Source organism: Bizionia hallyeonensis (genome assembly GCF_042657385.1).
Taxonomy (GTDB): Bacteria; Bacteroidota; Bacteroidia; order Flavobacteriales; family Flavobacteriaceae; genus Algorimicrobium; species Algorimicrobium hallyeonense.
Genome location: NZ_JBHSLA010000001.1, coordinates 1,039,385 through 1,064,222 on the forward strand (window position 1 = coordinate 1,039,385; position 24,838 = coordinate 1,064,222).

Below are 24,838 nucleotides of genomic sequence, written 5' to 3' on the forward strand. Positions count from 1 at the left end.
TTTAACTTTTGTAATGGAGTGATAAAAAGTAATTTTTATATATTTGGTCGCGGATTTATAATTTTATTGTAAAAACCGAGTTTTATATAAGGATAAAGATTTAGTGTGGTTTTACCAATCTACCTTGAAAAATATACTATGAGAATGAAAAGGTTTTTTTTAATAGCAGTTGTTGCCTTTTTTACACAGTTTGTAAAAGCCCAAGAAGGACTTCCTATTTATACCGATTATCTAACAGATAACTATTATTTAATTCACCCGTCTATGGCTGGTGTTGCCAATTGTGCTAAAATACGTATGACAGGTAGACAGCAATGGTTTGGCCATGAAAATGCGCCCAAATTATTAACTGTTAGTGCTAATGGTAGAATAGGTGAATCTAATTCTGGAATTGGCGCCATTTTTTACACGGATAAAAACGGATACCACTCGCAAAATGGTGCGTATTTAACGTATGCATACCAATTAATGTTTTCTAGAAATGAAGTAGATTTAAACATGCTTTCTTTCGGTTTAAGTGTTGGAGCTATCCAATATAAATTGGACGAGACAGCTTTCTTAAATGAATTACCAGATCGTATAATTTCAGGAATCGAACAAAGTTCAACCAACTTTAATATTGATTTCGGATTTTCATATTTCTTGTATAATTTCTACGCACATGCTACTGTAAAAAATATTCTAAATAATGAAGGGATTAATAACGATATCGAAATTACTAGTAATTTAAGACGTTATTTATTCTCTACAGGTATTGTTTTAGGGAAGTTTGGTAGTGAATGGACTTATGAGCCATCCATCATGTTTCAATATAAAGATGGTACAAAAGAATCGTCCATTGACATCAATGCGAAAGTTTACAAAGAAATGGATTTCGGAAAGCTTTGGGGAGGTTTATCCTACCGTCGTAGTTTAGATGGTGCCGAATATATTGATGGCGGAAGTGTTAATAGCCAAAAATTACAATATATTTCACCACTTGTAGGTGTTAATTTTAAAGACTTTATGGTTGCATATACCTATTCATACCAATCAAATTCAGTTGTATTCAACAATGGTGGTTTTCACCAAATAACATTAGGTTATAACTTTGGTTGCAGAAAAGAGCGTTATCACTGTGCTTGTCCTGCAATTAATTAAGACATACAATTCAAATAATTTAAAACTCGGAATAACCTTCCGAGTTTTTTTTATGTTGTTTAATTTTATTTGAATAAAACCCAGAATGTGTGAAAGCCCTATTTTAATTAGGGAATGAATTTAATCAGCTTGTAAACAACACTTTTTAACTTAAAATCTTCACCGTATTTGCAAATACGTATTTTATAATACCGCTTAAAGTACGTAAGTTTATACATGTAAATTTTAATAATGAAATCTTTTTTAACCGCTCTTTTGTTTCTGTTCCTGTACGTCAGTCCCTACATGGTCTATGCGCAGGAAATGTCAACATCATCTAATAGGCAACAAACTGTTTTTACGGTTCGTGGGTCGGTATATGATGCTGAATTTAGTAAGCCCATTCCACAAGTTAATATTGAGGTAAATGGTGGCGCATATACCACAACAAATATGGCTGGTGAATTTAGAATTCAGGCAAAAAGAGGTGATGAATTAGTGATAAGGCATAAAGATTTCCAAACCGTTTACTACACCATAAAAGATAACGAACGCATAAAAATAGAAGTGCGAGCAAATGAGTTAACGTTTGAAGCGCCAAAAATAAATCAAGAGTCAACTTTTAATGCATCTATAGATTCTGCGGAAACCTATTTAAAAACAGATATAGAAAAAAGCTTGCAATTTATTACAGAAGCGCTTTCCAAAAGTCGCTCTATTAACGAAAATTCGCAAGTATATGAAGTTTTAGGTGATGTATATATTCATTGGAAACAATATGATTTAGCAATTAGTAATTATCGCATTAGCCTTCAAAGTGTTAAATCTCATACTGTTCAGTTAAAATTAGCCAAAGCCTATTGGTACAATAAAAGTTACCAAGAAAGTATTGCGACATATCAAAATGTTTCAAAATCTGATTTAAGTAATTGGCAACAGGTTGTTTTACATGAAGGACTTGGTGATACTTATACTAGTATTCATGATTATCCAAAGGCTTTAAAGGCTTATAATTCAGCTTTAGAGAAAGCAAATTATTATAAAATAAAAGCCAAAATAACCGATTTAAATTCGAAAATAGCCCAAGTGTTGAGTGAAACTGGGAATGAAAAAGAAGCAGAAGATTACTTTGATAATGCTTTAAAATTAGCCTCTCAAGAAACCGGTTCGCGTGCTGTGGAGGAGAAAGTGAAAGTGGCCGATTTCAAAAATAGAAGTCAAAATTTTTCTGATGAAATTGAACTGCGAAAACAAGCCATACAAGCCATTCAAAATATTGAGTTAGATTCGGCTATCGGTAATGAAAGTGCGTTAACTGTTCAAAAACAAAACTATAAAATTGGCAATGCCTATTATTTAAAAAAGGATTATAATAGCGCTAAAACCTATCTGGAAAAAAGTATAAATGAAGCCAGTGCAAAAAATGATTTAGTGGTTGCCAAGGATGCCAAGCGAAAACTATCAGAGGTTTATAGTAGTTCTGGCGATTATGATAAAGCCCTGGAAACCTACAAGGAATATACAGATCTGGTGGAAACCTTGTATATTAAAAAGGAGCAAGAAATAATTCAAGCGGCACGTTTTAGCAAAGAAATTGCTGAAAAACAAAACCGGATTACCAGTTTGGAATCCGATAGACAATTATCAGAAAGTAAGTATCAATTAACATCAGAACGTAACAAGCGTCAGCAGCTCATAATCTACTCTTTAATTGGAGGATTATTGTTGCTTTTGGTTACGGCTTATTTTATGTATAAATACATTAAACAACAACGTTTGGCAAATAATTTATTAGCTTTAAAATCATTGCGTAGCCAAATGAATCCGCATTTTATTTTTAATGCCTTAAACTCCGTAAATAGTTTTATAGCGGCTAATGATGAGCGAACAGCTAATAGATATTTATCCGATTTTTCCCATCTCATGCGTTCCGTTTTAGAGAATAGTGAAGCTGATTTTATTCCCTTGGAAAAAGAGATTGCCCTGTTGGAGCTTTACACGAAATTGGAGCATTTCCGGTTCCAAGATAAATTTGATTATGAGATAACCATTGCGGATAATGTGGTTGTTTCCGACTTTCAAATTCCACCTATGCTGTTACAACCGTATATAGAAAATGCAGTATGGCATGGTTTACGTTATAAAACAACCAAAGGGTTGTTGTCCATTAGAATCTGTAAAACAAGCGAAACAGAACTAACGATTACCATTTCTGATAATGGTATTGGTCGCGAACGTTCTAAAGAATTAAAAACTGATAATCAGAAAAAGCATAACTCACAAGGCATGAGTAATATTCAAAAACGGGTGTCTATTTTAAATGATATGTATCAGGATAAAGTAGATGTAAGCATTTCCGATTTTCAGGATGAAGAAGATGCAGGAACCCAAGTGATTGTCAAATTGAAAAAAGATTGATTATCGCATAATAAGACAACTTAATTTGTAAACAAAAGAATGAGATTCCCAAATCTAAAAAAATAAGAATATGAAACTAAAAGCTATAATAGTCGAAGACGAACATACTAGTCGTGATATTTTAAAAAACTACTTAACACGCTACTGTCCAAATGTCCAGGTTTTAGGTGAAGCAGAAAACGTGGAGGAAGCACTCATTTTAATTAGAAATAACGAACTAGATTTGGTATTTCTAGACGTGGAAATGCCTTATGGAAATGCCTTCGATTTATTAGAAAAAGTAGGCGATATTAATTTTGAAACCATATTTGTAACAGCCTATAATCACTATGCTATGGATGCGTTAAATGCTCACGCATCGTATTATTTAATGAAGCCAATTTCTATTGATGAATTAATTAAAGCGGTGGATTATGTAACTGAAATTAAACAGAAAGAATCCGCGCTTCAAGATCAGGTTTTAGTCCCTAAAATACAGGTGATTTCAGGAAAAATAACCATACCACAGCAGGATGGGTTTGAAGTCATCAACACAGCAGATATTTTGTATTGCAAAGCCGATGATAACTACACGGAGATTTATTTAAATAATGAGAAAAAGAAATTGGTAAGTAAGACCTTGAAGTATTTTGAAGATGCGTTGATGGATAGCCACTTTTCACGCGTGCATAAATCCTATTTAGTAAACGTCAACGAGATTTTAAAATACGTGAAAGGAAAGGGTGGAAGTGTTGTGTTGAGTAATGGGAAGCAAGTGAGTGTTTCGGCTTCTAGAAAAGCGGAATTTTTGGCTTTTTTTAAATAGAATTCCTGCAAAAGCAGGAAATCGAAGATTCAGAGGAGCTAATCTCATAGCTTTAAATACAGCACTTCAAATTTAACACAAGCGTTAACCATTTCAAGCGAAGCGAGAACTAATAAATTTTTTATATCACCCTAGATTTCCAAACCTATCAGGTTTTAGAAACCTTTTAGGTCTTTTAGGCATTTCTCAAAACCATTCAGTAAGAGTAGAAATATTAATCTCAAAAATAATCCTACTTTAGCAATTCATAAAAACGAATACTCAAAACATAATTTATAAAAGCAACATTATTATGCCTGTTATCAAACCCGTAAACGGAAAAGCACCAAACATACCAACTAATTGTTATATTGCCGAAAACGCAACCATTGTTGGCGATGTTTCAATGGGATCAAACTGCAGCGTTTGGTTTAATGCCGTTATTCGTGGCGATGTCCATTATATTAAAATGGGAAATAAAGTGAATGTTCAGGATGGTGCCATTATTCATGCTACATATCAGAAATCGCCAACCACCATAGGAAATAATGTGTCTATTGGACATAATGCTATCGTACATGGGTGTACCATCCATGATAATGTACTTATTGGTATGGGTAGTATAGTAATGGATGATTGTGTTGTAGAAAGCAATAGTATTATTGCTGCAGGTGCTGTGGTAACCAAAAATACACATATAGAATCAAATAGCATTTATGCAGGCATTCCAGCTAAAAAAGTAAAGGATATTAGCCAAGAATTAATTTCAGGTGAAATTAATAGAATAGCCGAAAACTACGTGACATATTCGGGTTGGTTTAAAGAGTAGATTCTTAAAAATCCAAATACGAAATATCATGATTACCACCTAAAAGCGTGGTAATAACCTCTGTACTTGCATTGGTGTTAAATTGCCACTTCCCTTTAGTCATGGAGCTATTTAATAAATTATTCTCTTTTAAAATGAGTTCCGTCTGTTTGGCAACTGCTTCTCCTGAATCAATAATTTTAACCTGCTCTGGCAATAACTCTAATAGCTGTGGAAGTAAATAGGGGTAGTGCGTACAGCCTAAGACTAAATAATCAATATTGGCTTTAATCATGGGTTGTAAATAGAGTTTTAATAAGCCAGTCATTTCAGATGAATTTAATTTACCCGATTCAATTAATTGCACTATACCTTCGCCTTCTTGTTCTATAACTTGTATATGCCGACTATATAAATCTGCTGCTTGATGAAATAATTCGCTGGACAAGGTGCCGCGAGTGGCAAGAATACCAATGGCTTTGGTTTTAGTATTTAAAGCTGCTGGTTTAATAGCAGGTTCAATACCTATAAAGGGAATTGGAAATTTTTCGCGAAGTATTTTTATGGAATTGGTTGTCGCGGTGTTGCAAGCCACAACAATGAGTTTGCAGCCTTTGGACATTAGGTGTTCGGTGTTTTTGATACTTAATTGAATAATTTCCTGCTGCGTTTTAGTACCATAGGGCGAGTTTTTACTATCGGCAAGGTAAATGGTATTCTCATGTGGTAAACGCAGGTGGAGCTCGTTCCAAATGGACGTGCCACCAACACCAGAATCGAATATGCCAATGGGTTTTGTGCTCATATACCAAAAATAAAAAAGCCACTTGATATAAGTGGCTTTTTGTAGAATATTTTAAAAAAAGATTAGATACCTAACGCTTTCTTAACATCGTCTAATAAATTTTTACCGTCGGCCATGATTACACCACCACCTTGTGTAGAATCAAGTACATACTCAAAACCTTGAGCTCTTGCTACTTTTAAGATAGCTGCTTTGGCTTTTTCAGTAATAGGCTTTAATAAGTCTACTTCTTTCTTTTGCATGTCTTGTTGCGCAGTACCACGATATTGTTGGATGTTTTGCTCCATAGTTTGAACTTCAATCAAACGTTTTTGGTTTTCTTCATCCGTTTTTGTTGGTGCTTCCGCTTCGTATTGCTTCATTTTATTTTGGTATTCAGTTACCATAGCTTTAATATCAGCTTCATACGTTTTGCCCAATTTTTCCATTTCAGATTGTGCTGTTGACATTTCTGGCATAGATTTAATTAAATCTTGGGTATTAATGTGCGCAACTTTGCTTTGAGCTTGTGTAAAACTGGTTGCTCCAATAAATAATGCTGCTGCAAATAAAAGGGTTTTGAATTGTTTCATTTTAAAAATAGTATTAATGTGTGTTATAAATTTAATTATTAATTATCGCCTTCATCCTCGTCTGGCGTGTCTTCATTTGTGTTGTTTCTAGCTTTTTCACGCTCTAAACGTGCTTGTTCTCTTTCGGCTAGAATTCGTTGCTTACGTTCTTCTAATTCTTGTTTTCTGCGCGCACGATCATCTAATTTTTCCTGTCTGCGCTCTTCAGCAATTTGCTCTGGGGTTTTTACCTCTTCAGAGTCTGTATTGTTTTTGTTATTTTCAGTAACAGTTGTTTCTTCTACCTCATCTTCGGCTTCATCAGCTTCATTGTCCTGATTACGGCTGTTTAATTTTTCTTCACGCGCTAAATTACGCGCTTCAATAATACTGTCACGACGTTTTTGAGCTGCTAATTTACGTGCTTCACGTTCGTTCATTATTTCATTTTTGCGTTCGTCAGCAGCTTCTTGTTTTGCTTCTAATTCTTCATCCACTTCAATAACCAGATCTTCATCTTGGGCAGCCTGTTTTTCTGCTCTAGAACCTGCTTGGGTACGTTTAGCACTACGGGTTAAACTTCTAATAACTTGCTCGCTAAAATCATACCGTTTTGCTGAATACAGCATCACTACATCAGCTGATTTATCAAAAACAAAATCATATTTCTTGGCTTCTGCAATATCTTGGACCGCAGAAAAAATTTGATCTTGAATGGGTTGAATGAGTTGCTTTTTCTGAATCATTAAGTCGCCATTTGGACCAAAACGCTTTTGCTGATAATCTAATATTTCTTTTTCTTCAAAAGCAATATCCTCTTCACGCTCGGCAATTAATTCCTTAGTTAAAAGCGCTTTTTCATTGCTTAAATCTTTTCGCTTTTGCGCAATAGTTCCTAATTGTTGTTCAATTTCGCTTTTCCACTTTTGGACTTTTGTTTCCAATTGTGACGTTGCTTGTTGATATTCTGGAACATTTTCAAGAATGTATTCAGTGTCTATGTAGCCAATTCTTACACCACGTTGTGCAAAACTGGACATGCTTAACATGAATACTGTAGCCACTAAAAAAAGAACTTTTAATTTCATCTGTTTCATATTTTATAATTTATAACGTGTAAATTCTAAAACGACAGACTTTTTATATTATTCTATCCTTTTTAAATTACTGTTTTCAAAATTATGAATTTTAATTTGAAAATAATTTAAATCGGGATTTAATTAATTATAAGTGTTATAGAAAATATCGTGCCAAAATTAAAATTGTTGTCCAATAATAAAGTGCGTTTCCCATCCATTAGGTGATGTTTGTCCTGGAAGCGCATCGAATCCATAACCAAAATCAATACCTAATAAACCAAATGCTGGCATGAAAATACGAACACCTGCACCACTGGATCTGTATAAATTGAATGGGTTATAATCCTGAAAATCATTATAGGACACACCCCCTTCAACAAAACCTAAAAGATATATTTTAGCCGTTTGGCTCATACTAATTGGATAACGTAACTCCATAGAGAACTTATTATAAATAGTTCCACCATCGTTGGTAATATTATTTTCGCCATCAATTGGTTGAAGTGATTGGTTTGGATAACCACGCAGCGCAACGGCTTCACGTCCATCTAAACTGTAACTTCCTAAACCATCTCCTCCAAGGAAAAAACGCTCAAAAGGAATTACACCCCTTGCTTGGTTGTAAGCTCCTAAGAACCCGAATTCTACGCCAGATTTTACAATAAACTTACCAAATAGTCTGGTGTACCAGTCACCTTTCATTTTAATTTTATAAAATTCTAACCACTTAAAACGTTCTTGATCAATGGCACCTACTTGATTGGCTGCTTGATTTCTAATAATTGTAGAATTATTTGGATCGTTTTGAATCTCTAACCACGCATCTCGCTCTTCTATAAGCATATCGTAATCCACTCCATTAAACAATGAATATGGCAAAGATAGCTTAGCTGTAACACTAAAGTTAGATCCACCTGTTGGAAAAACAGGGTCATTATAAGTGTTGTTTCTACTTAAACCGATTGTGTAAGCCAGGTTGTTTGAATATCCATCACCAAAAGTAAATAGTCCGGTGTTATAGTTTTTTAAATTATAATGTTGAAAACTTACAGCTTGTGATAAAGTGAAATAATCATCAGGGATAGTTAAACGTTTGGCTAAACCAACTGTTATACCTGAAATATTAAAACGTTTATCGCGATCGGCATTTCCTGTTGTTGGATCATATAAAAATTGTGCCGAATGCGAAATAGATGTTGAAAATTGAACTGGTTTTTTTCCACCCATCCAAGGTTCTGTAAATGAGAAACTATAGGTTTGGTAAAAACGACTGGCTTGTAAACGCAATGCTAATTTTTGTCCATCACCACGAGGAACTGGCTTGTAAGCTTCAGGATTAAATATGTTTTTTAAAGAGAAGTTGTTAAATGATAAGCCTAAAGTACCAATAAAACCACCACCACCATAACCACCTTGTAGCTCTACTTGGCTTGATCCTGTTTCTACAACGCCATATTCCAAGTCAATAGTCCCTTCATTTGGATTGGGGTTATTAAAATTGGTGGCAATTTGCTCTGGATCGAAATAACCTAATTGACTTAACTCACGAATAGTACGAACAACATTAGCTTTACTATACAATTGACCAGGTCTAGTGTGTAATTCACGATATATAACGCGGTCATTAGTAACATCATTACCTACAACAGTAACGCTATTGAAATAAACAGGCTTACCTTCTGTAATACGGAGCTCCATATCAATTACATTACCCTCTGTGTTAACTTCTACAGGGTTTATCGTAGAGAATAGATAACCGTTATTTTGGTATTGATTGGTAATATCTAACGCATCTGGTTTGGTTTCGTCTGCTATACGCTTTTCTAAAAGGACACCATTATAAATGTCGCCTTTATTAATTCGAAGAATACCTCTTAACTGTTGATCAGTGTATACGGTGTTTCCAATAAAGCTAATATCACCAAAACGATATTGTTCACCTTCTTCTACCCTAATATTTATAGCAACATTTTTCTTGTCAATTCGGGAAATAGAATCTGAAATAACACGAGCATCACGAAAACCATTTTCCTTCAATTTATCGATAACACTTTCTAAATCTTCTTTATAATCTGTTTCAATAAATTTAGATCGTTTAAAAATGCGTAAGAAATTTTTCTGTTTCGTGTTTTTCATGGCTTTTCGTAACTTCGAATCTGGAAGTGCTGAATTCCCTTCAAAATTAATTTCGCTCACTTTTACTTTTTTGCCTTTATCAACATTTAAAACCATGTTTACGCCTGGACGTCCTGTAGAGTCTGGAACTTCAATTGTATTAATATGTACTTTCGTATTGTAGAAGCCTTCTTTTTGGTATTTATTTGTTAGGTAGTTTTTAGTAGTCGTGACCAAGTTTTCCGTAACTTTCACACCATTTTGTAAATTGCTTTCGGTAATAATATCATCTTTTTTAGATTTTTTAATACCGTTTATTTTCAGCTCCTTCAATTCTGGAAGATCAAAAAGACGAATTTCTAAATAAGCAACATCACCTTCTGTTTTAAGAAGATACATGTTAATGTCTCTAAATAAATTGGATGTCCAAAGCTTTCTAATGGCTTCGCTAATTTTATCACCAGGAATGAGGATTTCTTCCCCTTTTCTAAGCCCCGAATACGTAATAATGGTTTGCGGGCTAAAGTGTGTGTCACCAGAAACTGAAATATCACCAAGGGTATATTTCTTACCGGTTGGTGCTGGTTGTAATTCTTGCCCTTGAATGTTTAAACTGCTTACTAAAAATAAAAAAGTAAATAATAGCCCTATATATGTTTTCAATGATGTGATATTAATGGAGTTGTTCACTTGTTTTCCCAAATCGTCGTTCTCTTTTTTGATATTCAATAATTGCTTCATACAAATTTTGCTTTGTAAAATCTGGCCAAAGCACCTGTGTAAAATATAATTCAGCGTATGCAATTTGCCACAATAGAAAGTTGCTTATGCGCTGCTCACCACTGGTTCTAATTAGTAAATCTACGTCTGGTAAATTTCGCGTGTAAAGATGCTCATTTATAACTGATTCATCAATTTTTTCCGCAGAAATTATATTATTTTTAACTTTAAGACTTATTTCCTTAACGGTATTTAGCAATTCTTCGCGTGAGCCATAACTTAAAGCTAGTGTTAAACACATCCGTTTATTGTTCTCTGTCTTTTCTATAACTTCCAATAATTCTTTATGTGCTTTTTTGGGTAAGGAGTCTAAACAACCTATAGCCGCTAAGCGAATGTTGTTTTCCTGAAGTGTTTTTATTTCCTTCTTTAATGAGGATACTAACAGCTTCATAAGTGTTTGCACTTCTAATTTTGGTCGATTCCAGTTTTCTGTTGAAAATGCATAGAGTGTTAAATTTTCTATACCCAATTCAGCCGAAGCTTCTACAATCTCGCGAACAGATTTGGAACCATTTTCATGTCCAATACTGCGCAATAAACCTTTTTGTTTTGCCCAACGGCCATTACCATCCATTATTATGGCTAGGTGCTTGGGTAAATAATCGGTATGTATGGAGTCTTTTAAGTTCACTTTTTTTAAAATACGCAGAAACATGGTTTCTTGCCGAATGTATATGTTAAGGTTAAACCTGTAAACATATACCAATCATTATTGTTTGTATTACCAAAGCCTACTGGGGCTTCATTGTCATAATCAGGAACACTTCCATCTATTTCATCTGAAAACGTATAACGTGCACCAACTTCGGCTGCAATAATAAGGTTTCCTAATACATTAGTTTTAAAGCCTAAAACCATGGGAATTCCATAGGCAAAACTAGAGGTGTTTTCATCTCTTAAAACGCCTTGTCTACTAAAATAAAAATTATCATGATAGGCTACAGAAATTCCTGAATATAAATAAGGAGTTGCTTTAATTCTACCGTCATGCAAGTCCCAATCGAAAAAAGTAAACTCCAATCCAGCAGATGCTTCAATAAGTTGGTTTGTAAAACTGTAATCACGTTGTTGTCGTCTTGGATCGTCTGATTTTGAGTCTTTACCTTCTAACTCGGTATAAATTACCGAAAACCGAAATGCATGACGCGGACTTCGGTTCCATTTGTATAATGCACCAATAGCTGGCTTGTTAGGCGCAATGTACTTAGAGCTGCCAACATCTCCAATAAAATTACTACCACCTAGAAACACACCCAATTCATGGGTTTGCGATTGGCAGACGTGGTTGCTTAAAATTAGTAATAGTACGATGGTTAAATACCTCATAAACGTTTAAAAGTTTGCAAATATAATAAACTAAGATTAGCCTATAACAATTTGATTCAAAATGTATTTGAATTAAACTGATTTTAAATAAAATTATTGCCTAATTGCGCTTGTCTTCGCCCCAAAGTAGTTTTTTTCGCAAGGTATCCAAAAAGCTTTCTTCTAATAATTCAATCATTTTAATGGTAAAAGGTGCTTTTTTTATCTTGATAATAGTGTCATTAGATAAGGTGGCAATTCTAGAATCTAAGGATACTAAAAAATTGTCTTCACGACCATCTACTTTTAATTGAATTTCAGTAGAATCAGTTATCACCAAAGGCCTCGCGCTTAAATTATGTGGCGCAATGGGTGTAATAACAAAGCTATTTGTATCTGGTGTAATTACGGGGCCACCGCAGCTTAATGAATAACCGGTTGATCCTGTTGGTGTGGAAACAATGAGCCCATCACTCCAATAGGATGTTAGGTATTCATCATTTAATCGTGTTTCCACAGTAATCATGGAAGTCGTGTTTTTCCGGCTAACGGCTATTTCGTTTAGTGCAAAATTAAGTGTGTTAAAATCATCTTTTTTAGGAAATGTTTCAATAGCTAATAAATTACGTTCCGAAAGTTTATAAGCCTTATTAAAAATAGCATCCATAGCAGGAATAATTGCCTGACTTTGTATGGTGGCTAAAAATCCTAATCTACCTGTGTTAACACCAATTATAGGAATATTTAAGTCGTGAACATAGGTAATGGCTCGTAAAATAGTACCATCACCACCAATGCTTATGAGTAAATCAAAACTCGAATCTAAAACGTCAGTAAGCGGAACATCATTGAACGACGATTCTTTTTCTTCTTGAATTTTCTGATTAAACTCTGAAATTAAAAATACACTTGCGGCGTCCTTATTCTTTAGGTAATGCAAAATAATAACAAGTGCTTCTTCCGTGCTGGCGTTAAAAGCTTGACCAAATACAGCTATTTTCATGACCTTATATATTTAGGTATTTATTTAAATAGGCTGATCGGTCTTTTAAACTCTCTAGGTAACTGTCTTCCTCATGTCCAGAAATAACATTATAACTGTAACGCCTAAATGTTTGCATGATATCATTTAATCCCGTGTTTCCAACTTTTAAGGTGATTTGAATCATATCGTTTTCAATTTTTGAAATAAAAGCACCCAATAATTTTCCGTTGTTGGATTCCACTATCTGGCTTATTTCACTAAAGGAATAATCAACTAAACCTTTTTCAATAATTAAAATACCTCCTGCTTCAGCAAAAAACGGGGTTTCGTTAAATAGACCAATCACATCATTTAACTCATAATATCCTATATAGGAATTAGAGCTGTTCAATATAGGCATGATGTTGGTGCTGTTTTGAGCAAAAGCTTCCAAAACATCTAACCAATTGGTGTTATCTCGAACAAAAAACCCTTCAATAGCGTGCATTTGGTCTGCAATAACCTCATGTTTTTCAAAACAGTACACATCTGTTTCAGACATGCATCCCAAATATAAACCATCAGGTGATTTAATCGGAATATGAGAATAAGTTAACTGATTAAATAGCATTTGTAAATCACCAATTTTATCGGTGCTTACTAATGGCTTTATATCGTTAATAACAAATTCGTTTAAATTCATAGCGTGTTTTTAGGTATTTGCAAATTAATTAAAAAATACTATAATTCCGGTAGTTGAGTTTGTATTTTTGTAAATCAAACGACTAGAATATGACAAAGTTAAGTGTAAATATTAATAAGATAGCAACCTTACGAAATTCTCGAGGTGGCGATTTGCCAAATGTAGTTCAATTTGCTAAAGATGTTCAGCGTTTTGGAGCGGAAGGCGTTACTATTCATCCACGTCCGGATGAACGTCATATTCGCTATCAAGATGCTTACAATTTAAAACCAGAAGTATATACCGAATACAATATTGAAGGCAACCCGATAGAGAAATTCATGAATATGGTTTTGGAAATTAAACCCACTCAAGTAACCTTGGTTCCGGATGCTGTAAATGCTATTACTAGTAATGCGGGTTGGGATACTTTAAAACATAAGGCCTTTTTAGTAGAGGTAATTCAGGAATTTAAAAACCATGGGATTCGTACGTCTATATTTGTAGATCCAGTTTTAAAACAAATTGAAGGCGCCAAGGCTACAGGAACAGATAGAATTGAATTATATACGGAGGCTTTTGCGCACCAATTTAGTTTGGGTAATAAAAAAGCTATTTTGCCCTATACCGAATGTGCTGTTTTAGCGGATAGCTTGGGCTTAGGCATAAATGCAGGACACGATTTATCTTTAGATAATATTCAGTTTTTTAAAGAAAACATCCCTAATTTGTTGGAGGTTTCCATTGGTCATGCGTTGATTTCAGAAAGTTTATATTTGGGTGTGGAAAACGTCATTCAAATGTATTTACACCGACTGAAATAAATTTTCAAGAAACGTTTAAGTTAATAGATTAAGCAAATTTCAAATTCGTGAAAGACAATAAAAAATTATATTCCAATATATTAGGTGAAGGCAAACCATTTATTATTCTCCATGGCTTTTTGGGTATGGGTGATAATTGGAAAACTTTGGGTAACCAATTTGCGGAACAAGGCTATCAAGTTCATTTGGTAGATCAACGAAACCATGGTAGAAGTTTTCATGATGCTGATTTTAGTTATGAAACATTATCAGCCGATTTAAAGCATTATTGTGATGCACATCAACTTTCAGACATTGTGCTTTTAGGGCATTCTATGGGTGGAAAAACAGCTATGCTTTTTGCAACCCAGTTTCCTGAGTTGGTTTCTAAATTATTGATAGCGGATATTTCACCGCGTTTTTATCCCGTGCATCATGATGCCATTTTAAATGGGTTAAGTCAGCTAGATTTTTCTACATTAAAAAGTCGTGGCGCTGCCGATAAAAGTTTAGCGAAGTATGTTTCAGACGTTGGAACCCGTATGTTTTTACTTAAAAATTTATACTGGAAAGAAAAAGGACAATTAGCGCTGCGTATGAATTTGGATGTTTTAACAGACCAAGTTGGTGAAGTAGGGGAACCATTGCCAATTTCTGCTAAATTTGAAGGCGACACCTTGTTTTTACGTGGTGATAAATCTGAATATATCAGTAATCAGGACGAATCTATTATTCACGCCCATTTTCCAAAAGCAGATATTATAACAATTTCAAATGCAGGACATTGGTTACATGCTGAAAATCCTGAAGAATTTTATGATGCCGTGATGGCATTTCTTAAATAAGTTGCATTTTAACAAATCACCAAAAAACACGTACTATGAAATTAATTATCAGAATTTTAATTACAGCCGTATCAGTTGTATTGTTAGCTAAATTGTTACCAGGTATTGCAGTAGAAAGTTATACAACAGCTATAATTGTAGCAATTGTTTTAGGATTACTAAATTTAATAGTCAGACCTATTTTAATCTTTTTAACCTTGCCAGCAACTATTATCACTCTGGGTTTATTCCTGTTTGTTATTAACGCTTTAATGATCTTATTAGCCGATAGTTTAATTAATGGATTTACAGTTTCCAGTTTCTGGACCGCTCTATTATTTAGTATTCTATTAACGATTTTACAATCCATATTTTACGGTATTTTAGGTCAAGATAACGAGTAGAAGTGAGTTTTTTTTTAACATTTTAAACGAATTGAAATCCGTTAGTCCCACTGAAAATCAGTACAAATAAACAGGTGAAAGACAATACGTTAAAATACTTTGTTGGAGTGTAAAAAAGTAGTATTTTTGCACTCCAATTTTTATGTCATAATACAATGAATATTACAAGAGAAAATATTGATGCATTAAATGCTGTAGTAAAAGTCGATATCGCTAAAGAAGATTATAGTGGTAAAGTTGAAAAAATATTAACTGATTATCGTAAAACAGCTAACATTCCTGGTTTTAGAAAAGGTCACGTACCAATGGGAATGGTTAAAAAGCAATATGGTAAAGCCGTATTGGTTGATGAAGTTAATAAATTACTTCAAGATGCATTGAATAAATATTTAACAGAAGAAAAATTAGACGTTTTAGGTAATCCATTACCAAAGGCACAAGATAATTTGGATTGGGATGCTGAACTATTATCATTTGAATTCGAATTAGGTTTAGCTCCAGAATTTGAAGTAAACTTATCGCCTAAAAAAGCGATTATCGATTATAATATTACCGCTGGTGATAAAATGATTGATGATCAAATTTTAAATGTGCAAAAGCAATACGGAAAATTAATCGCATCTGATGTGGTTTCTAAAGATTCTGAAATTACAGGTGTTTTCAAAAATGAAGAACGTGAAATAGAAAACACAGTAACATTAACACTCGATAAATTCAAAGGAAAAGCCACCGAAAAGAAATTTATTGGTGCTAAAGTTGGCGATGTTATTACATTAAAAACTAAAGGATTGTATGCAGATGATCACGAATTAATGCATGCATTAAAAGTATCTCATGATGATATTCACGGTTTAGATATTGAAGTAACTTTTACCATTACCGAAATTAATGAGCGTGAGTTAGCTGAATTAAACCAAGAGTTATTTGATAAGTTGTTTGGTGAAGGTGTAGCCACTTCTATTGAAGATGTAAAAGAAAAAATCAAAGAAGATGCTGAAAAGCAATTCAAGCAGCAATCAGAACAAAAATTACTAAATGATGTTACAGAGCATTTAGTAGAAAATACTAAATTCGATTTACCAGCAACATTCCTACAAAAATGGATGCAAACTGCAGGTGAAAAAGAATTAACAGAAGCTGAGGCGCAAGAAGAATACGCTAAATCTGAAAAAAGCTTGCGTTACCAATTAATTGAAGGTAAATTAATTACTGAAAATAATATTAAAGTAAGCATGGATGATATTAAAGATCATGCCAAGCAAATGATTAAGGCTCAAATGGCGCAATTCGGTCAGATGAATCCTACGGATAAAGAACTAGAAGATATTGCTGCTCGTGTATTATCTAACCAAGATGAAGCACGTCGTATTTCTGAACAAATTATCAGCCAGAAATTATTAGCGCTTTATAAAGAAAAGGCAAACATTAAAACAAAAGATATTACTTACGAAGACTTTGTTAAAGAAGTTTACGGAGACAAATAAGTTGCCAAGTTTTAAAGAATAAATCCTTATATTTAGGCGTTGGAATAAAGAGCTTCAACGCCTATTTTTTTAAATTATTTTTAATTTAAGAAAATGGGACTATACACTTCCTGCTTTTATACAGGATTTTAACCTATAAAATTTTTAAAAACAATGAATTACGGAAAAGAATTTGAAAAATTCGCTATAAAAGATCAAGGTATTAGTAGTACGTATTACGACAAAATTATTAGTCATATGTACCCAACAAACTTAACACCTAATATTATTGAAGAACGTCAAATGAATATCGCTATTTTTGATGTTTTTTCCCGATTAATGATGGATCGCATCATCTTTTTAGGAACCGCAATTAATGATCAAGTAGCCAATATTATTCAAGCACAATTATTGTTTTTAGAGAGTACTGACTCTTCTAAAGATATACAAATATACATCAATTCACCAGGTGGTGGTGTTTATGCTGGTTTAGGTATTTATGATACTATGCAATTTATTAAGCCAGATGTAGCCACAATTTGTACAGGAATGGCAGCTTCTATGGGAGCGGTTTTATTATGTGCTGGTGAAAAAGGAAAACGTAGTGGTTTAACCCATTCACGTGTCATGATTCACCAACCATTAGGTGGAGCGCAAGGTCAAGCAAGTGATATTGAAATTACAGCGCGTGAGATTTTAACCTTAAAAGAAGAACTATACAAAATTATTAGCAAGCATTCTGGTCAGGATTACGACAAGATTTATCATGATAGTGATCGTGATTACTGGATGAAAGCAGATAAAGCTAAAGAATACGGTATGATTGATGAAGTATTGGTTCGTAGCTAATACAAATGAATATATCCTTTTTAACTAGCGCCCTTTAACGGGACTAAAAAGGAATTAGATAATAGAAATTTATTGATTTATGGCAAAGGAAGAATTAGAATGTTCATTTTGTGGTAGGAAAAAGCCGGAAACGAGTTTATTAATTGCTGGATTAGATGCCCATATCTGCGATCGTTGTATTGAACAAGCGCATGGTATCGTAATTGAAGAATCTAAGCAAACAGATAATAGCGATTTGTCGGCGGAATTAAAACTGCGCAAACCACAAAAAATTAAAACATTCTTAGACGAATATATTATTGGTCAGGATACCACCAAAAAAGTAATGTCTGTTGCGGTTTATAACCACTATAAACGATTGTTACAAGCACCAACGGATGATGATATTGAAATTCAAAAGAGTAATATCATTATGGTTGGGCAAACGGGAACGGGTAAAACCTTAATGGCAAAAACCATTGCAAAAATGTTAAACGTACCATTGGCTATAGTAGATGCTACGGTTTTAACAGAAGCAGGTTATGTGGGTGAAGATGTTGAAAGTATTTTAACACGTTTGTTACAGGCTGCCGATTACAACTTAGAAAAGGCAGAAAAAGGAATTGTTTTTATTGATGAAATAGATAAAATTGCGCGTAAAAGTGATAATCCATCTATAACGCGTGATGTTTCAGGTGAAGGTGTGCAACAAGCGCTTTTAAAATTATTAGAAGGTACCGTTGTTAATGTACCGCCTAAAGGCGGGCGTAAACATCCAGACCAAAAGTTCATTGAAGTTAATACTGAAAATATTTTATTTATTGCAGGAGGTGCTTTTGATGGTATTGATAAAGTTATTTCTAAACGTTTAAATATGCAAGCCGTTGGTTACAGCGCGTCCATGTCTGATGAACGTGTAGACCATAACCACTTATTGCAATATATTATTCCAAAGGATTTAAAAGACTTTGGGTTAATTCCTGAAATTATTGGTCGTTTACCCGTTTTAACATACATGGATCCATTGGATGCTAAAACGCTTCGGGCTATTTTAACCGAACCTAAAAATGCCATTATTAAGCAATATAAAAAGTTGTTTAGTATGGATGATATTGAGTTTCATATTACCGATGGTGCTCTAGATTTTATTGTTGAAAAAGCAATAGAATACAAATTAGGCGCTCGTGGATTACGTTCCTTGTGTGAGGAAATCCTAACCGATGCTATGTTTGAAATGCCAGGAACGGATGAAAAAGAATTGAAAGTCACCAAAGCCTACGCCGAAGATAAAATAAGCAAAACAACTATCAAGAAATTGAAGGCGGTTTCGTAATTAATTCGGAACCCAATACAACAAAAAAACCACGCAAATTGCGTGGTTTTTTATTTTGGTTGTTTTTGGATTACAATTAATAATTTGGCATTATGTGCAAATCATTGTGTGATTAATAGCTCTGTAAAACTAGTGCTTTTCCTGTAAGAAAATCAAGACAGGCTTTATTTTTAGATAAACCAACTGCTAAATTCGTTAACCGTATTTTTTTTGCAATTAAAAAGGATAAAAAGTATTATCTGTTTAATTCTAAAAGGGCATCTAGGTAGTCTCTGGTGTTAGATAATCTGGGCACCTTATGTTGGCCTCCTAATTTGTCATTTGCCTTAAGCCAATCGTAAAATAGGCGTTCACGTGCTATGTGGATAGTTGGTTTATTAAGCGTCATGTTATTATAACGCTTGGCTTCATAATCGGAGTTTAAAGATTTTAAAGCATTATCAAATAACTCATTAAAATAATGAATGTTTTCGGGTGGTGTTTTAAATTCAATAATCCATTCGTGTGCGCCTTTTTCTTTACCATCCATAAAAATTGGAGCAGCAGTATAATCTACAATTTCAGATTTTGTTTTTTTGCAGACCTTTTTTAAAGCATCTTCGGCGTTTTCAATAATTAATTCTTCACCAAAAGCATTTATATGGTGTTTGGTTCTCCCAGAAACTTTTATGCGATATGGGTTAATGGACGTAAACCGAATAGTATCGCCAATTTTGTATCGCCAAAGTCCCGCGTTGGTAGTAATAATTACAGCATAATTTTTATCAATTTCCACCTGACTTAATGGAATTATTTTTTCGTCTTTAGTGCCGTAGGTATCCATCGGAATAAATTCATAAAAGATGCCATAATCCAACATTAATAGTAATTCGCTAGACTTGTTTTGATCTTGAATGGCAAAAAATCCTTCCGAAGCATTGTAAATTTCATAATAGCGAAAATCTGTCTTTGGTAAAATTTTCTTGTATTGGTCCACATAAGGCAAGAAGCTAACACCTCCATGAAAATAAACTTCTAAATTGGGCCAAATATCATGCAGATTGTCTTTGCCAGTTGTTTCTAAAACATTGTTTAATAAAACCAACATCCAAGATGGTACGCCAGCCAAACTGGTCACATTTTCCTGTATGGTTTCATTAACAATGGCCTGCATTTTTTCTTCCCAATTGTTCATCAAAGACACCTTGTTACTGGGTGTGCTGCTAAATTCTGCCCAGAATGGCATATTGTCAATTAATATAGCCGACAAATCACCAAAAACGGTTCCGTTTTCTTTATACAGTTCTTTACTACCTCCTAAACGTAAACTTTTTCCCGTAAATAATTGTGCGTTTTCATTATTGTTTAAATACATGCACAATAAATCCTTGCTCGCTGCATAATGACAGTTTTCCAAGGCATCTTCACTCACAGGAATAAATTTACTTTTTGCATTGGTTGTTCCACTGGATTTAGCAAACCATTTAATAGGTTGTGGCCAAAAAATATTGTTCTCACCTAAACGAGACCGTTCAATCATGGGTTGGTATTCCTCATAGGAAGAAATTGGAACACGGTCTGCAAATGTTTGATAGCTCTTTATAGAGTCAAAACCATGTGTTCTACCAAATTCAGTATCCTTAGCCTTATATAGTAATTGCATAAGTAGTTCTTCTTGAACCTCATTTGGGTATTTTAAAAACAATTCAATTTGATGAAATCGCTTTTTTAAAAACCAAGAAGCAATAGAATTTACAATAGGAATTGGCATATTTGCAGTATATTTAATGAACTAAAAATAATACTTTTTTTTATGACCTACCAAGGTGTTTTAACAAAAATGACAACGGAGTTTACCGAACCTATTCAATACTACCTCATTTTTGAAAACGACTTCATCCATATCAATCAGTTGTTAGATAAAACGATTCAGTTGGAGTTTGTTGGTTATCAATGTTTAAGTTGCGGTTTAAATAAGCCAATTTATAGACAAGGGTTTTGTAAAAGCTGTTTTTTTGATATACCTCAAGCAGCCGATTGGATTATAAAACCTGAATTAAGCAAAGCACATTTAGATCAGGAAGAACGCGATTTAGATTATGAAAAACGCGTACAATTACAACCACATATTGTGTATTTAGCCAACTCTAGTAATGTAAAAGTTGGTGTTACACGTAAAAGTCAGGTGCCAACCCGATGGATAGACCAAGGCGCACACGAGGCTATTGAAATTGTTGAGGTGCCAAATAGGTATTTAGCAGGTATTACAGAAGTAGCTTTAAAAGATTTTGTTGCCGATAAAACCAATTGGCGCAACATGCTTAAAAACGATGTGAAAGATGAAAATTTAGTGGACTGGCGTGATAAATTGAAAGCCTATATTCCAGATGAAGCTAAAGAATATTACATAGCTAATAACGCTGAAACGCACATTACCTTTCCGGTGCATCAATATCCAGTAAAACCAAAAAGTTTAAATATAGTGAAAAGTGAATCCTACTCTGGGAAACTAGTAGGCGTAAAAGGACAGTATCTTATTTTTGAAGATAATACGGTTTTCAATATCCGATCCAATGAAGGGTTGGTTGTTAAACTTTCTGTAGCATAAAAAAAAGCACGCATAAAAAATGCGTGCTTTTTTATATATCTAAAAAAGACAATTAAATATCTTCTTGGTCTCTTAAGTTTTGGATATATTCAGCTTTCTGAACCTCACGTCTTCTTTTTACTGAAGGTTTTGTAAAGTATTGCTTCTCTCTTAAGTTCTGCATTACTTTTACATTTCTATGCTTACGCTTGTAACGCTTTAAAGCACGTTCTATATTTTCTCCTTCTTTAATTTCAATTCGTAACATATTATTTTTCTTAAATTTAATGGGTGCTAAGGTAATCCTTTTATTGTTATATTTAGAATGTTTTCTAAAATTTAATTGAAAGGTAGTTTTTCTCTTAAAACCCGTTAGTTTATACTATCTTTTTTCTTCTTATTTTTATTCAATAAACCGCCTAAAATATTTTTAATAGCATCTTCAGCTTTAGGTGTTTCTGTTTTAGTTGAGTCTGTTACAACGCCTGTGCTATCAGTTGATGTGGTATTCTCACTGTTATTGTTGTTGGTGTTGTTTCCGCCTGTTAAACCACCTAAAAGATCTTTAATGGCATCTGTGCCTTGGTTAATTAATTTTTGCTTTTCAATTTCTATTAATTGTTGCGTTAGTTTGGTAACACTAGATGATAAATCAGTCGAAATTTTAGGGTTTTTAAAAGTTCCTTTCATATTAGCTGTTACAGGAATGCTAATTTTGTTGACTTCGGGATCGTTAATTTTTCCGATTAAGCGATTAATATCACTTCCTAAATATTTTGCAGGTACATCAAACGCCAAATCGTAATTCATGGTTTGATCAAATCCATGACTTCCACCAATGGCAATATCAATATCCTTATATTTTAGCATAAAAGGCTTAATATTTACTTGACCATCATCAAACGTTAAATTCGTTTTTAAATCATTTAAATCTAATTTATCAAAATCTATAAAATTCAATTGATTATCTAAAGCATTTAATAAGGGACTGCTTTCAATATTTGTTTTTGTCGCTAATAATTCCGCAAAAGCATTACCCGTAACCGAACTTAAAATAGGTGAAAACGAGCTATCTAAATTACCATTTAATACAATATTTGTATTTAATTTTCCTTCAAAAATCTTGGCAATTGGTGCCAATGCTTTTAATAAATCTAATGTGTTGAAGGACTCCGTAATATCAAATGCATTAGCATTCAATTTTAAATTAAAATTGGGTGTATCTTTTTGGGTGTTAACATCTCCTGAAACGGCTAAAGTACCATCAAATAAATTGGTTGTTAAATTATTTAATGTAGCTACTTGATCCTTAATTGCTAGTTTTCCTTTGGTGTTTTTCAGCGTAAGATTGTCATAAATTACAGTATTAACATCAGCATTAATGGTGCAATCTAAAAATGCTGGAATTTTAAGAGGAACGCTAGCATCTGTTGTTTTTTTAGTTTCACCTTCCACTTCACCGTCATCAGCCACCATAAAGTCGCTTATATTAAAGGTGTTTGATGTCATATTAAAGTTTCCTTGTAGTTTTTTGTCACTTAAAAGAAAACCTAATAAATTGGTAATTGTTCCCGTAGCATTTATATCACTTTGACCAGATTTAGCCTCAAATTTATTCAGCATTACAAGGCCTGTTTGAAAGGTTAAATCTGCATTTGAAATATTAATAGGATTTACAATATCTTCAGAAGCATATACAAAGTCACTAACCTGAACGCTACCATTACTTTTTATGCGTTGATAGGCGTTGGTTTCAATGGCGTTCATATCAAAAGCCGTATTAATCTTGGCTTTTAAAATCCCGCTTAATTCATTGTCCAATTCAATGGGATAGGCTTTAGTAATATTGGCCAGATTTAAAATACCATCAATATAGGCGCTCACCGTCATGTTTTCGGTTAAATTTCGTAGCGTACCAGATGCATTAAATTGGTCATTATCTATTTTAAAATTTAAGGTGCTAATGTCTACGTATGTATCTTCAGATTTTCCTGTTGTATTTTTAATGCTGGTGTTAATATTAATATTATCAACACGTTTTGGTAGTTCCGGATATTTAAATGACGCATTATTGGATAGGATATTTATGTCCATTTGCGGAACCGTTTCTTCAGAAATCAACCCGTTTATACGACCGGTTAATTTAAAATTACCAGTTGTTTCTACATTGGCAATGTCTTTGGAATATGTTTTAGGAATAACGGCTAAAAATTCTTTAAAATCAGAGCCTGGATTTTCAAAAGTAATGTCTAATTCTTGACCGTCTTCTAATTGTTTGAAGTAACCTTGAAACTCCAAAGGCAATTTATTTATATAAGCTTTATTCTCCTTAAATGTGTATGTGTTGTTCGGTAAATCCAAACCAATTATAGCGTCTAATTTTAAGGTGTTATTACTTAAATATTCGGTGCTATCCATGTTTAGCGTAACTCGAGCTGACGTTTTTGTATCTAATTCCGAAACATTTCCCGAAAATGTACCTTGTCCAGAATGATTTAATTCTGTAATATAAAAAATGGTGTTGGCTCCTTCGTCTATATAAGTTAATGCACTATCGTCAATGCTATAATCTTGCACATCTAATGTAAAACTGTTACTGGGCTCTACATCTGCTTGTTTACTATCAGACTCCTTCACAATATCGTAGTTGGTTTGCCCTATTTCATTCGTTTTTAGGACAATTAAAGCTTCATCAATATTAAATTTATTGATAACTACAGGTCCATCGCTTGGTTTTTTGAAAAGCTCCTTAATGGACATGGTTAAGGATATCGATTTGATAGACGCTAATTTTTCATCTTTAAAAGGTGCGAAATTGGTAATTTCTAAATCGCTAACATCTACTTGAGCTTGTGGAAAACTTCTAATAAAGCTTAAATTAATATCGCTAAACTCTACGTTGGCATTCACATTGTTATTAATGGTGTTCTTAACAATGTCCTTAATTTTTCCTTGGAAAACAAAAGGTATAGCTATCAGTAATAGAATAATAACGAGTAGTGTAATTCCAATAATTTTGAAAACTTTTTTCATAAAAATTTTTAAGTGATGGGTTTGTAAGGATATACGTATAAATTATATGAAAGGTTGCTGAAAACCAAAAGTTTAATATAATTTTAATACTTATAGTGGCTTTTTTGCTGGCCTTGAAAAATAATTCATGCTAGGACAAAGATACATCCAAATTTAAATAGAACGTATTCC

22 protein-coding genes are annotated in these 24,838 nt (G+C 33.5%); 11 read left to right on the forward strand and 11 right to left on the reverse strand.

From position 1 onward, the window contains the following. Positions 1-138 precede the first annotated feature (138 nt). From ACFPH8_RS04690 to ACFPH8_RS04705, 4 genes are all read left to right on the forward strand, one after another. Complete coding sequence (locus ACFPH8_RS04690) at positions 139-1,140, forward strand: PorP/SprF family type IX secretion system membrane protein (protein ID WP_376858859.1); 1,002 nt, start codon at positions 139-141, stop codon at positions 1,138-1,140. A gap of 231 nt (positions 1,141-1,371) precedes the next feature. Further along, positions 1,372-3,537, forward strand: coding sequence for a histidine kinase (locus tag ACFPH8_RS04695; protein WP_376858861.1), 2,166 nt, complete (start codon positions 1,372-1,374; stop codon positions 3,535-3,537). A gap of 70 nt (positions 3,538-3,607) precedes the next feature. Next, the gene (locus tag ACFPH8_RS04700; protein ID WP_376858863.1) at positions 3,608-4,342 is read left to right on the forward strand and encodes a LytR/AlgR family response regulator transcription factor; all 735 of its coding nucleotides are present in this window, start codon (positions 3,608-3,610) and stop codon (positions 4,340-4,342) included. A gap of 292 nt (positions 4,343-4,634) precedes the next feature. Beyond that, positions 4,635-5,150: a gamma carbonic anhydrase family protein gene (locus ACFPH8_RS04705; RefSeq protein WP_376858865.1), complete on the forward strand. Its 516-nt coding sequence runs from the start codon at positions 4,635-4,637 to the stop codon at positions 5,148-5,150. Positions 5,151-5,154: 4 nt separating this feature from the next. On the opposite strand, the gene murI is transcribed toward ACFPH8_RS04705, so the two are convergent. The 8 genes from murI to ACFPH8_RS04745 all read right to left on the reverse strand — a co-directional run bounded on the left by murI (position 5,155) and on the right by ACFPH8_RS04745 (position 13,434). Next, complete coding sequence (gene murI / locus ACFPH8_RS04710) at positions 5,155-5,934, reverse strand: glutamate racemase (RefSeq protein ID WP_248397671.1); 780 nt, start codon at positions 5,932-5,934, stop codon at positions 5,155-5,157. Positions 5,935-5,996: 62 nt separating this feature from the next. Next, the gene (locus ACFPH8_RS04715; protein WP_066248235.1) at positions 5,997-6,506 is read right to left on the reverse strand and encodes an OmpH/Skp family outer membrane protein; all 510 of its coding nucleotides are present in this window, start codon (positions 6,504-6,506) and stop codon (positions 5,997-5,999) included. Positions 6,507-6,544: 38 nt separating this feature from the next. Further along, complete coding sequence (locus ACFPH8_RS04720; RefSeq protein ID WP_376858868.1) at positions 6,545-7,573, reverse strand: OmpH/Skp family outer membrane protein; 1,029 nt, start codon at positions 7,571-7,573, stop codon at positions 6,545-6,547. 168 nt (positions 7,574-7,741) lie between these two features. After that, positions 7,742-10,420, reverse strand: a complete 2,679-nt coding sequence (locus tag ACFPH8_RS04725; protein WP_376858870.1) for a BamA/OMP85 family outer membrane protein — start codon at positions 10,418-10,420, stop codon at positions 7,742-7,744. Beyond that, positions 10,353-11,117 carry an isoprenyl transferase gene (locus ACFPH8_RS04730; protein WP_376858872.1) on the reverse strand — a complete coding sequence of 255 codons (765 nt, stop codon included), beginning with the start codon at positions 11,115-11,117 and terminating at the stop codon, positions 10,353-10,355. Before ACFPH8_RS04730 ends, ACFPH8_RS04725 begins: the two co-directional genes overlap by 68 nt. Beyond that, positions 11,099-11,788, reverse strand: coding sequence for a type IX secretion system protein PorG (gene porG, locus ACFPH8_RS04735; RefSeq protein WP_376858874.1), 690 nt, complete (start codon positions 11,786-11,788; stop codon positions 11,099-11,101). The genes ACFPH8_RS04730 and porG overlap by 19 nt, the downstream gene beginning before the upstream one ends. Before the next feature lie 100 nt (positions 11,789-11,888). Next, positions 11,889-12,770, reverse strand: coding sequence for an NAD kinase (locus ACFPH8_RS04740; RefSeq protein WP_376858876.1), 882 nt, complete (start codon positions 12,768-12,770; stop codon positions 11,889-11,891). 4 nt (positions 12,771-12,774) lie between these two features. Then, positions 12,775-13,434, reverse strand: coding sequence for a CBS domain-containing protein (locus ACFPH8_RS04745; protein WP_376858878.1), 660 nt, complete (start codon positions 13,432-13,434; stop codon positions 12,775-12,777). 89 nt (positions 13,435-13,523) lie between these two features. Here ACFPH8_RS04745 and ACFPH8_RS04750 point away from each other — a divergent pair, with 89 nt between their 5' ends. From ACFPH8_RS04750 to clpX, 6 genes are all read left to right on the forward strand, one after another. Further along, positions 13,524-14,237 carry a pyridoxine 5'-phosphate synthase gene (locus ACFPH8_RS04750; protein ID WP_376858880.1) on the forward strand — a complete coding sequence of 238 codons (714 nt, stop codon included), beginning with the start codon at positions 13,524-13,526 and terminating at the stop codon, positions 14,235-14,237. Between the two features lie 47 nt (positions 14,238-14,284). Beyond that, positions 14,285-15,061: an alpha/beta fold hydrolase gene (locus tag ACFPH8_RS04755; protein WP_376858882.1), complete on the forward strand. Its 777-nt coding sequence runs from the start codon at positions 14,285-14,287 to the stop codon at positions 15,059-15,061. Positions 15,062-15,096: 35 nt separating this feature from the next. Next, on the forward strand, positions 15,097-15,444 hold the full coding sequence (locus ACFPH8_RS04760; RefSeq protein WP_376858884.1) for a phage holin family protein: 348 nt from the start codon (positions 15,097-15,099) through the stop codon (positions 15,442-15,444). Positions 15,445-15,599: 155 nt separating this feature from the next. Then, positions 15,600-16,928: a trigger factor gene (tig, locus tag ACFPH8_RS04765; protein ID WP_248397687.1), complete on the forward strand. Its 1,329-nt coding sequence runs from the start codon at positions 15,600-15,602 to the stop codon at positions 16,926-16,928. 153 nt (positions 16,929-17,081) lie between these two features. Next, positions 17,082-17,756: an ATP-dependent Clp endopeptidase proteolytic subunit ClpP gene (gene clpP, locus ACFPH8_RS04770; RefSeq protein ID WP_248397689.1), complete on the forward strand. Its 675-nt coding sequence runs from the start codon at positions 17,082-17,084 to the stop codon at positions 17,754-17,756. A gap of 79 nt (positions 17,757-17,835) precedes the next feature. Beyond that, positions 17,836-19,068, forward strand: a complete 1,233-nt coding sequence (clpX, locus tag ACFPH8_RS04775; RefSeq protein ID WP_248397691.1) for an ATP-dependent Clp protease ATP-binding subunit ClpX — start codon at positions 17,836-17,838, stop codon at positions 19,066-19,068. 235 nt (positions 19,069-19,303) lie between these two features. On the opposite strand, the gene ACFPH8_RS04780 is transcribed toward clpX, so the two are convergent. Continuing rightward, complete coding sequence (locus tag ACFPH8_RS04780; RefSeq protein WP_248397693.1) at positions 19,304-20,818, reverse strand: GH3 auxin-responsive promoter family protein; 1,515 nt, start codon at positions 20,816-20,818, stop codon at positions 19,304-19,306. Between the two features lie 42 nt (positions 20,819-20,860). Between ACFPH8_RS04780 and ACFPH8_RS04785 the strand changes: the two genes are divergently transcribed. After that, positions 20,861-21,655 (forward strand): DUF2797 domain-containing protein, encoded by a 795-nt coding sequence (locus tag ACFPH8_RS04785; RefSeq protein WP_248397695.1) that lies wholly within the window; start codon positions 20,861-20,863, stop codon positions 21,653-21,655. Between the two features lie 52 nt (positions 21,656-21,707). On the opposite strand, the gene rpsU is transcribed toward ACFPH8_RS04785, so the two are convergent. Together rpsU and ACFPH8_RS04795 are read right to left on the reverse strand one after the other, a co-directional pair. Then, positions 21,708-21,902: a 30S ribosomal protein S21 gene (gene rpsU, locus ACFPH8_RS04790; protein WP_376858888.1), complete on the reverse strand. Its 195-nt coding sequence runs from the start codon at positions 21,900-21,902 to the stop codon at positions 21,708-21,710. 104 nt (positions 21,903-22,006) lie between these two features. Then, positions 22,007-24,667, reverse strand: coding sequence for an AsmA family protein (locus tag ACFPH8_RS04795; protein ID WP_376858890.1), 2,661 nt, complete (start codon positions 24,665-24,667; stop codon positions 22,007-22,009). Positions 24,668-24,838: the final 171 nt, after the last annotated feature.